Below are 10,222 nucleotides of genomic sequence, written 5' to 3'. Positions count from 1 at the left end.
CTCCCGCATTTAACGCCACTTTCCGGCCACAGCCACGGCTGCCGGCCAGGCCGCCGGAACGCGCCGGCCAGGACCCCGCTGCCGCGGCCAGGACGCTGCCGGCGCCGGACCCCCGGCACCAGCGCCCCGGCACCCCCCGCACCCCACCCGGCAGGCCCGCAGGCCCATCCCTGACACCCGCCCCCGGCACCCCGCCAACCGCCCCCACGCCGCACCGGGCAGGCCCGCAGGCCCCTCCCGGACACCGGGGCGGACACCACGCCAACCGGCCCCACACCCCACCGGTACGCCTCCGGGCACCTCAATTGGTCGCGGAAAGTCCGCCAGTGGGAAACCAGGCGGAGGCGTCGGCGGACCTGTCGGAAAGGCAGCCGGCAGCGAGGCGTCCGCTCTCGGCGCAATTTCACCTGCGATCGGCGCCGATTCCAGTGATTTTCCCCAAAAAACGCCGAAAACACGCGGAATTTGCCACCTCTAAGGCGCCAAGCTGGTAAGTTTTCGAASAGTGGTTTGTACGCATGCCGTGTGCAGGCTCCAGAAATCATGACCGTCCAGGAGGACATAAATGGCTAAGAACCGTAGTGAACTTGTTGCAGAGGTAGCAGGCAAGGCCGGCACCAGCCAGGCAGCAGTCAACTCCGTGCTCGACGCACTGTTCGAGGTCTTCGAGACCTCTGTCGCCGCGGGCGAAAAGATCACCATCCCGGGTTGGCTCGCCGTCGAGCGCACCGACCGTGCAGCTCGCACCGGCCGCAACCCGCAGACCGGCGAGACCATCCAGATTGCCGCTGGCCACAGCGTCAAGCTGACCGCCGGCTCCAAGCTGAAGGCTGCAGTCGCCAAGAAGAAGTAGTCTTCTTCTCAGGCTTCAAAGGAGCGGCAACCCTCGGGTTGCCGCTCCTTTTGCGTCCCCCGGCCGTTTTGCGGGCCTGCTCCGCTCGAACCGGGCCTCCGGCGCCGATTCGCTGCGCAGGGCGGCGTAGCGGACAATGGAGGTGTGCCTTCCGCAGCAAATCCCACGCCCACAACCGCAGCGCCCGTCCCCCCGGGGGACGCACGCGGCCCTGGTTCCGGTCCCGGCGGAGTTGGCCGGCCGTGGCTGATCGCCGGCCTTGGCGCGTTGTTCGTGGGACTGGCCGCGGCTCTCATCTTTTCCGGCGCTGCAGCCGCCCGCGAAGTCTCGGACCCGGGTGCGCTGGTGCGCTGGGGGCTGCCGGTGAGCAAGGCTGTCCACAACGTCGCCGTGGCCACCGTGATCGGCGGACTCATCTTCGCCGTCGGGATCCTGCCGATGAACAGGAACGGCACCCGGTCCAAGGACCGGGACGCCCCGGAGCACCCGGCCTTCAGCCGGGCCCTGGCCGTTGCCGCGGCGGCGGGCGCCGTCTGGACCCTCTCCGCCATAGCCGTGCTGGTCCTCGGCTATTCGGACATTGCAGGGCAGGGCCTATCCGGGGATCCGGAATTCACCCGCTCGCTCGTGTACTTCATGACGGATATCGAAACGGGACGCGCCTGGCTGGCTGTCGTGATCATCGCGGCGGTCGTCACCACCGCCCTTTTCGGCGTACGGTCCCGCGGAGGCCTGGCATTGACGCTGGTCCTTTCGCTGATCGGGCTGGTCCCCGCTGCGCTGATCGGACACTCCTCAAGCTCCAGTGACCACGAGGGCGCCATCAACTCGCTCGGCCTGCACCTGGTGGGCGTCTCGGCGTGGGTGGGCGGCATCATCATGCTGGCAGTGCTCTCGGGCGTGCTGGGCGGCACAGGTGCCGGCAGCCGCAACTCAGGGGCCTCTTCCGGAACTGCGGACATCACCGAGCCAACCCTGCGCCGGTTCTCCTCCCTGGCGGGCTTCGCCTTCATCCTGGTCTTCGCCTCCGGCGTGATCAACGCCAGCATCCGCCTCACCTCCTGGGCCGACCTCTTTGGATCGGCCTACGGGCAACTGATCCTCGCTAAGACGGCGGCGGTCCTGGTGCTCGGCGGCATCGGGTTCATGCACCGCCGCTGGGTCATCCCGCAGCTGGGCAACCGCGCCATGGGAAGCTCCGCCCGCCGTGTGCTGTGGCAGCTGGTGATCGTGGAGTTGCTCGTCATGGGAGTGACGTCCGGGATCGCCGTGGCGCTGGGACGCTCTGCCCCGCCGCAGCCCACCACTTTCGCCCCCGACGCGTCGCCGGCCTTCATCCTCTCCGGCTACGAGCTGCCCCCGGAACTGACGCCGGAACGCTGGCTCACGGAGTGGCGGCTCGACTGGCTCTGGATCGCCGTCGCCATCTTTGGCCTCGCGGCCTACGCCCTCGGTGTCCGGAAGGTGCTGAAACGGGGAGACTCCTGGTCCTGGTTCCGGACCATCAACTGGGTGATTGGCCTCATGGTCCTCATCTACGTGACCTCGGGCCCGCCGTCGGTCTATGGCAGGGTCCTGTTCTCGGCGCACATGGTGGACCACATGGCCCTGACCATGGTGGCCCCCATCTTCCTGGTCCTCGGCGCCCCCGTGACGCTGGCGCTCCGGGCACTCACGCCGCGGCGCGACAGCTCCCGCGGACCGCGCGAGTGGCTGCTGATCTTCATCCACTCGAAGTTCTCGCAACTGGTGACCCACCCGCTGTTCGCCGCCGCCAACTTCGCCGGCTCGATCGTGCTCTTCTACTATTCGGACGCGTTCGGCTACGCGATGCGGGACCACGTGGGCCACGAACTGATGAACCTGCACTTCGCCCTCACCGGCTACATCTTCGTGCTCACCATGATCGGCACCGACCCGTTGCCGCGCCGCGCACCGTACCCCATGCGGCTGCTGATCCTGCTGGCCACCATGGGCTTCCACGCGTTCTTCGGCGTCGCCATCATGGGCGGCACCGGGCTGCTGGCCGCAGACTACTTCGGCAACCTGGGCCGGACATGGGGAGTCAGTGCCCTGCTGGACCAGCAGATGGGCGGTGCCGTGGCTTGGGGCATCGGTGAAGTGCCAACCCTGCTGGTGGCGATCGGCGTCGCCGTCATGTGGTCCCGCTCCGACGCGCGGGAGTCCAAGCGCACGGACCGGGCGGCGGACAGGAATAACGACGCCGATCTCACTGCTTACAACGATATGTTTGCCAAGCTGGCCGAGCGCGATGCCAGGCTTGCCGAACGCAATTCAAAGCTGGAAGGACGCTCATGACCGAAACCGTACGCACCCACCTCCGGGTCCGGGCCTCCGAACTTGTGGGCCGCAACTGGCTGAACACGGGCGGCAAATCCCTGGACCTCGAATCCCTKCGCGGCAAGATCGTCCTGCTGGATTTCTGGACGTTCTGCTGCATCAACTGCCTGCAYGTCCTGGACGAACTCCGCCCGCTSGAGCAGSAGTACTCSGATGTYCTTGTRACCGTTGGCGTRCATTCGCCCAAGTTCGAGCACGAGGCCGATCCYGTGGCGCTGGCCGCCGCCGTCGAACGCTACGAGATCCGCCACCCGGTCCTGGACGACCCGGAACTGGACACCTGGAAGGCCTACACGGCCCGGGCGTGGCCGACCCTGGTGGTCATCGATCCCGAGGGCTACATCGTGGCGCACCTYTCCGGYGAGGGCCACGCCGACGGCCTCGCCGTGCTCATCCCCGAACTCATCGCCGAACAYGAGGCCAAGGGCACCCTGCACCGCGGCGACGGCCCCTACGTGGCGCCGGAGCCGACRTCGGGCACGCTGCGCTTCCCGGGCAAGGCCCTGTACCTTCCTGCCGGCCGCGGCGTCGGAAGCGCYGGGGRCGGGTCMTGGCTGGTGACCGACACAGGCCACCACCGGCTYGTGGAGCTCTCCACCGACTTTGAGACSGTTCTGGCCACRTACGGCTCCGGCGACAAGGGCCACGCCGACGGCAACGCCGCCACCGCCCGGTTCAATGAACCGCAGGGCCTGGTGCTGCTGCCCGAGGCCGTCGCCGCGGACACCGGCTACGACGTCGTGATTGCCGACTCCGTGAATCACCGGCTCCGCGGACTGTCCCTCGCGGACGGAACCGTCCGGACACTTGCCGGCAACGGCGTGCAGCGGCTGCTGGAAACCGGCCCGGCCCGGGTGGACGAGGAAGGCGCAGCCTACGGTTCCCGGCTCGAGGCGGACCCGCTTGCGGTATCGCTGAGTTCCCCGTGGGATGTCGTCTGGTCCACCAAACTGAACGCCGTGGTGGTGGCGATGGCYGGCGTRCACCAGATCTTCAGTTTCGAACCCACCTCCGGCGCCGTGAAGATCATCGCCGGCAACGGCCTCGAAGGGCTCCTGGACGGCCCGGCYGCCGAAGCCTGGTTTGCCCAGTCCTCCGGCCTGGCCGAAGACGCTGACGGCAACATCTGGGTGGCTGACTCCGAGACCTCCGCCCTGCGCAAACTCGTYATTGACGACGCCGGCAGCATCACCGTCGAGTCGGCGGTGGGCAAGGGCCTGTTCGACTTCGGTTTCCGCGACGGCGCCGCCGCCGAAGCGCGGCTGCAGCACCCGCTCGGCGTGACGGTGCTTCCCGACGGCTCCGTGGCCATTGCCGACACSTACAACGGCGCAGTCCGCCGCTACGACCCCGCAACTGGCACGGTCTCCACGCTGGCACGCGGACTGTCCGAGCCCTCGGACGTGATTGTGGATCACACCCATGTTGCCGGGGCCGAACCGCTGCTGGTGGTGGTCGAGGCCAACAAGCACCARCTMGTCTACGTGCCCATCCCGAAGGAAGCCCAGCAGGTGGACGAGGGCGCCGCGCAGACCCACCGGCCCAAGAGCCCTGTGGCGCCCGGGCTGCTCGAACTGGCCGTGCGCTTCACGGCGCCCACCGGACAGAAACTGGACGACCGCTGGGGCGATCCCACCCAGCTGAAGATCTCCTCCACCCCGCCCGAACTGCTGGTCTCCGGCGGCGGGACGTCCGTGGGGCTCCTGCGYACCCTGGAACTTTCCTCCGACGTTCCCGAAGGCGTCCTGCACATCACCGCCCGCGCGGCGGGGTGCGACGGCCCCGAAGACGCCGACGGCGAGATCCCGGACCACGCGGCCTGCCACCTGTACCAGCAGGACTGGGGAATCCCCGTCCTCCTGCAGGCCGACGGCGACACCGAGCTGGTCCTGGACCTGCGCGGAATGGACTGAGCCGCARCACCTGGCCGCTGCGCCRRKGCTGATCAAAAGGCTGCTGCCCGTGACCYCGCGTCACGGACAGCAGCCTTTCGGCTTTCTTCGGGCCGYGCYGMSGCGGGCGGTGAGGGCCGGCGTCGTGCAACCATCGCGGGGACTGTATGCGCTTCCGACGGCGGACCCTGACTATGTTGCGCTGCTCCAGCGCAGGCAGCTGCTCACGTGTGTGAGCGCCGCGCCGTTCTACGGGTTGTGGGCGTTGGAGCAGCCCGGGCCCCGGCATGTGTACCACCGGCGCGGGGGTGCGGCAGGCGGGGAGCCGGGRCACGGCGGACTGCTGTTCGCCCCGGATCCGCACCGGCCGGTTGCGGCCCTGGGCGATGTCCTCATCCATGCGCTGAGGTGGCTGCCGTTCCGCGAGTCCCTGGTGATGGTGGAGTGCGCGGTCGGCAGGGGTGACATGACGCTGGACTTCCTGCGACGGCGACTGCCCGGGACGCGCAATGGCCGGGCCCGGGAGGTCCTGAATTGGGTGGACCGCGGCGCGGAATCGCTGCTCGAAACCCTGGCGCGAACCTATTTCCGGCAAGCCGGTATCCGCGTGGAAGGGCAGGTGCACATCGGCGGCGTCGGTTCTGTTGATTTGCTGCTTGAGGGCAGGCTGATAGTGGAGCTCGACGGACGCCATCACGGCGAATGGGCTCARGTGAAGAAAGASCAGCGCCGCAACAACCGCTCCGTGGTCCGAGGATAYGCGGTGCTCCGCTACTACTRTGCGGACGTGGTGCACAACCCGGCGGACATGGTGGCGGAGGTCCTCGCTGTCCTTGCCGGCRTCAAGGCACCCGGGTAGGCGTCACGGCCGGCAGGTTWTCTGGCACCGASGGAGAAGAAATCCGCGGATTTGCCGGGAGCCGGGCCAGCGACGGGTTCAAAGTCTGCCCTGCRTGACRGGAAGGGGCCCGGCGCCGTGGGAATCAGCCAGGGTTCCAGGAGTTAGCCGGGAGCCTAGTAGTTCAGCTGCGGGGTGAGCTTGACGGTGTCGCCGTCGATGTCCAGGCGGGTGGTGAAGCTGAAATCGTGGACGCTGTCGATRTCGGATACGGCGCCCGAGAACAGGTCCACCTGGCGGCCCTGGATCCGGGCCTTGCCGTCCAAGGGGGACACGACCCAGCGGCCGCCGAACGGCTCGATGCTGACGGTGGGGTAGTCCGTGATGCTCCAGTGGATGGTCCCGTCGATCACCCGGTTGTTCGTGGCGTGATAGAACGGGCAGTCGGGCTGCAGCTTCTGCTGCTTGTCGGCCTCTTGGGCGCAGGAGTCCAGGAAGTCCTTGACCTTGCCACTCACGGCGTCCTTGAGGGCACCGGTGGCCTCAGTCAGCAGGTTCAGCGAGGCCGGGTGCGCTTCCTCTCCGGCGACGGTGGCCCGGGTGGGCGGGGCCGAGAAGTACTGGCCGTTCAGTGAGGCCTCGTACTCGCCGGGGTAGAAGACCGCGAAGGAGTTGCGGCCGTTGGGCATGTTCACCGGAACGCCRTTGACGGTTGCCTCGCTGGAGTTGACCACCGTGACGTCCAGGACRGGCAGCGCAGCGGGGACGAARGACCATTTGTGGAAGAACARCCACTCGGTGCCGGAACGCTCCAGCAGGAACTCGGTCCGCAGCCGGCTGCCATCGATGGTGTAGTCCATGGGCACCATCACCCGGTTCGCRCCGCGCTCTTCGGCGTCGCCGAGCTTGACGTCKGAGATGCGGGAGGCCGCRGTTTGCAGGGCGGTTCCGTCGAGCATCGCCGGGTTGCTGTCCGGCACGGAGGSGCGCAGCAGGCCCAGGGCTTTTTCRCCCTCGCCTTTTTGCAGKGCGCTGAGATATTCGCGGACGGGCTGCTGCGGCCCGGCAATGGAGTCGTTCACCAGGTTGATCGACACRATGGCTCCGGCCACGGCAAGCATCAGTCCCAGCAGCCACGCTGCTGCGATTTTGACCAAGGCCTGACTCATCTGCACGATTCTTACGTTACCTGCACCCCACAGGAATMTCCGTGTCAAGGACCGSCTCTGTGACGCGGACCATGGCGGCCGCGCCCGATTAGARKGCCCCGGACCTCCGGCGGGCMGCAACRGCAKTCATCCGCTAGCGKCGGCGGCGCYTCGAGGAAGTGCCAAASACGCCGCGCAGCAGTTCCCGGCCGAGTTGGGTCCCCAGCGAGCGGGCCATGCTCTGGAGGCCGCCGCCCAGGGCCCCCGCGAGGTCGCCGCCGATGCCGCCGCCTGTGGGCTGTGCCGGCCGGGGGGCAYGCCGCTCGGGCGCCTCCCCGTATTCGGGCGGCATCCCTGGTGCCGGCGCAGGACTGCTGCTGGTTCGGCTGCTGGGACGGCCGAGGACTTCTTCCTCGATCCGTCGGGCTTCGGCGTCGATGGCGTTCGGGTCCAGTCCGCCGGCGGWGGMCCCTCCCTGGGTCCCGGCACCCTGCTGAGCGGTCCCGGCGGCYGGCCCGGTGGGGGCRGCGCCCTTCCCGGTGATCTTCTCGTACGCSGAGATGTTGTCGACGGCGGTGCCGTACTTGGGCAGGAGGGCGGAGGYRGCGACCGTGCTGGAAATCAGGGCATCGGTKCTGGGACCCATGACGGACTCCGGGGCGCGGAGCCGGGTCAGKGCCACGGGCGTCGGCGCCCCCTTYTCGTTCAAGACCGTGATGACSGCCTCGCCGATGCCGGCGGTGGTGAGGGTCTCCTCGAGGTCGTAGTCGCTGGTGGGAAAGGTGGAGACGGTGGCCTTGAGCGCCTTGGCGTCCTCCGGGGTGTAGGCGCGGAGGGCGTGCTGCACCCGGTTTGCCAGCTGGCCCAGGACGTCCGCGGGGACATCCTTGGGGGTCTGCGTCACGAAAAAGATGCCGACGCCCTTGGACCGGATGAGCCGGACGGTAGTGGTGATGGCGTCGAGAAAGGCCTTCGAAGCGCCGTTGAACAGCAGGTGCGCCTCATCCAGGAAGAACACGAGCTTGGGCTTGTCGAGGTCTCCGGCCTCAGGCAGGTCCTCGAAGAGATCTGCGAGCAGCCACATGAGGAATGTCGAGAACAGCATCGGCGTGGTCTGCAGGGTGGGCAATTCCAGGCAGCTCACCACGCCRCGGCCGTCWGGTGCGGTACGCAGCAGTTCGGCGGTGTTGAACTCGGGTTCGCCGAAGAAYTTTTCCATGCCCTGCGCCTCGAGGGTGRTCAGTTCGCGCAGGATCACACCGGCGGTTGCCTTMGAGAGSCCGCCGAGTTCCTCGAGCGCGTCCTTGCCCTCGGCCGAGGTCAGGAACTGGATCACGGCACGCAGGTCCTTGAGGTCGATCAGCTCCAGGTTGTTCTTATCCGCGAAATGGAAGACCAGCTGCAGGCTGGATTCCTGGGTCTCGTTCAGGTCCATGACCCGGGAGAGCAGGATGGGGCCAAAGGAAGTGATGCTGGCGCGGACGGGTATGCCCTGTCCRTCGCCGCCGAGGGCCAGGAACTCCACCGGGAAGGTCTTCCCCGACCATGCCTGGCCGATGCTCTCAGTGCGTGCCAGGAGCTTCTCRCTGCCTGTGGCGGCGGTGGCSAGCCCGGAGAGGTCGCCCTTGATGTCGGCCAGAAACACGGGCACGCCCGCCGTGGAAAGCTGTTCGGCCATCATGTGGAGCGTGACTGTCTTGCCGGTGCCCGTTGCCCCGGCCACGAGGCCGTGCCGGTTCATCATCGCGAGCGGCAGCCGGACGGGCGCGTCCTTGTGGAGTTCGCCGTCGACGATTGCCGCCCCGAGCTCGATCGTCGGGCCGTCCAGGGTGTAGCCCTTCTGGATCGTGGCGACTTTRTCTGCAGTGGATTTGATGGCCATGCGGTTAGCTTAGCCGGGTCCRGTGTTYCCGSACCCGGCTCAAGCCGGCCTATTCGGCGGTGGCGAGTTGTGTGACCGTGTCGGCGGCGCACCGGCGCCGTGACAGAATTACGCCACCGATTTGTTTTTCTTGCTTTAGACTGTGGCATGCCCAACTCGYTCCCGCGCATCGTACTGGCCTTTGTCATAACCCTCTGCCTTGTCTTCTTGGGTGGAGGCGCTGCCTCGGCCGCCACGGCCACSTCCCCGGGACCGGGCATCGACGTGTCCTGGCCGCAGTGCGGCAAGACGCTGCCAAAGCAGCCCGCTTTCGCGGTCGTCGGCGTCAACTACGGCCTGGCCAACAACACGAACCCGTGCCTGGCAAGCCAGCTGGCCTGGGCGAARACAGCGAAGTCTCCCGCAGCGACGTCGCAGCCGCGGGTGGCCCTGTACGTCAATACGGCCAACCCCGGCCTGAAGGGGTCCTGGTGGCCCAMATCGAACACCTACAGCGGGGTGAAGGTCRCCAACCCCTACGGCAACTGCGCCCTGGGGTCGTTCAAAGCCTGCTCCTACATGTACGGATGGGCCAARGCGTMCGACGACGCCARGCGCCGCGGCGTCAGCAACCCTCAGACCTACCTCTGGTGGCTGGATGTGGAAACGGAAAACACCTGGCAGKCAGACAAGGCAGCCAACGTCGCAGTCCTCGAAGGCATGACCGCCTACTTCAAGCGGATCGGCGCCCGCGTGGGCCTCTACTCCACCCCCTATCAGTGGGGGAGGATCGCCGGAACCGTTAAGTTCACCAGCCCGCTGGCAGGACTGCCGAGCTGGCTTGCGGGAGCGGGATCCGCGGCCGGCGCCAAGAAGAACTGCGCCCTCCCCGGATTGACCCCGCGCAGCCGTGTCTCGATGACGCAGTACATTTCCGGCGGACTCGATTACAACTACTCATGCAGCTGACCCGCTGATTCACTGATCTGCGAAAGCCTATGTAGCAGGCAGGCAGGCACGTAGCAGGAGGCGTGCGGCCGGCCGCAGGCTGGCCGTACCGGGCAAGAAACATGCGCAGGAAAATGTGCAGAAATATCCCGGGGGCCGCCGTCGTTGATGCCAGTGTGCCCGCGCCGGAAACCCGGTGCCGCCAGGACCGCAGTTCCCAACTCCGGCCCGCACACTGCTCCGCTACGAAAGGCCGGCTTTTCCGTGACTGTTCCGCTTTCCATCCTTGATCTCGCAACCATCGGCCCCAACCATCGGCCC

At 67.5% G+C, this 10,222-nt stretch carries 7 protein-coding genes; 5 read left to right on the top strand and 2 right to left on the bottom strand.

Going from position 1 to position 10,222, the window contains the following annotated elements:
- Nucleotides 1-565 precede the first annotated feature (565 nt).
- From AC1DEY_RS22070 to AC1DEY_RS22055, 4 genes are all read left to right on the top strand, one after another.
- Nucleotides 566-853: an HU family DNA-binding protein gene (locus AC1DEY_RS22070; protein WP_011776355.1), complete on the top strand. Its 288-nt coding sequence runs from the start codon at nt 566-568 to the stop codon at nt 851-853.
- Nucleotides 854-997: 144 nt separating this feature from the next.
- Nucleotides 998-3,172 (top strand): bifunctional copper resistance protein CopD/cytochrome c oxidase assembly protein, encoded by a 2,175-nt coding sequence (locus AC1DEY_RS22065; RefSeq protein ID WP_476869857.1) that lies wholly within the window; start codon nt 998-1,000, stop codon nt 3,170-3,172.
- Nucleotides 3,169-5,127, top strand: coding sequence for an NHL domain-containing thioredoxin family protein (locus tag AC1DEY_RS22060; protein WP_476869856.1), 1,959 nt, complete (start codon nt 3,169-3,171; stop codon nt 5,125-5,127). The genes AC1DEY_RS22065 and AC1DEY_RS22060 overlap by 4 nt, the downstream gene beginning before the upstream one ends.
- Before the next feature lie 124 nt (nt 5,128-5,251).
- Nucleotides 5,252-5,965, top strand: coding sequence for an endonuclease domain-containing protein (locus AC1DEY_RS22055; protein WP_476869855.1), 714 nt, complete (start codon nt 5,252-5,254; stop codon nt 5,963-5,965).
- A gap of 155 nt (nt 5,966-6,120) precedes the next feature.
- Here the strand turns inward: AC1DEY_RS22055 and AC1DEY_RS22050 are convergent, their stop codons facing one another.
- Nucleotides 6,121-7,113: a hypothetical protein gene (locus tag AC1DEY_RS22050; protein ID WP_476869854.1), complete on the bottom strand. Its 993-nt coding sequence runs from the start codon at nt 7,111-7,113 to the stop codon at nt 6,121-6,123.
- A gap of 133 nt (nt 7,114-7,246) precedes the next feature.
- Entirely contained in the window at nt 7,247-8,974 is a 1,728-nt protein-coding gene (locus AC1DEY_RS22045; protein WP_476869853.1) for a helicase HerA-like domain-containing protein, read from the bottom strand.
- 147 nt (nt 8,975-9,121) lie between these two features.
- On the opposite strand from AC1DEY_RS22045, the gene AC1DEY_RS22040 reads away from it, so the two are divergent.
- Entirely contained in the window at nt 9,122-9,922 is an 801-nt protein-coding gene (locus AC1DEY_RS22040) for a glycoside hydrolase family 25 domain-containing protein (protein WP_476869852.1), read from the top strand.
- The last annotated feature ends 300 nt before the right edge of the window (nt 9,923-10,222 follow it).

The sequence above is a fragment of the Arthrobacter sp. 05T47 genome, from assembly GCF_056395825.1.
This window is presented reverse-complemented; position numbering and strand designations above follow the sequence as displayed.

Coding starts and splice junctions, on each gene's coding strand:
- AC1DEY_RS22070 (WP_011776355.1), top strand. CDS start 566: ATGGCTAAGAACCGTAGTGAACTTGTTGCAGAGGTAGCAGGCAAGGCC.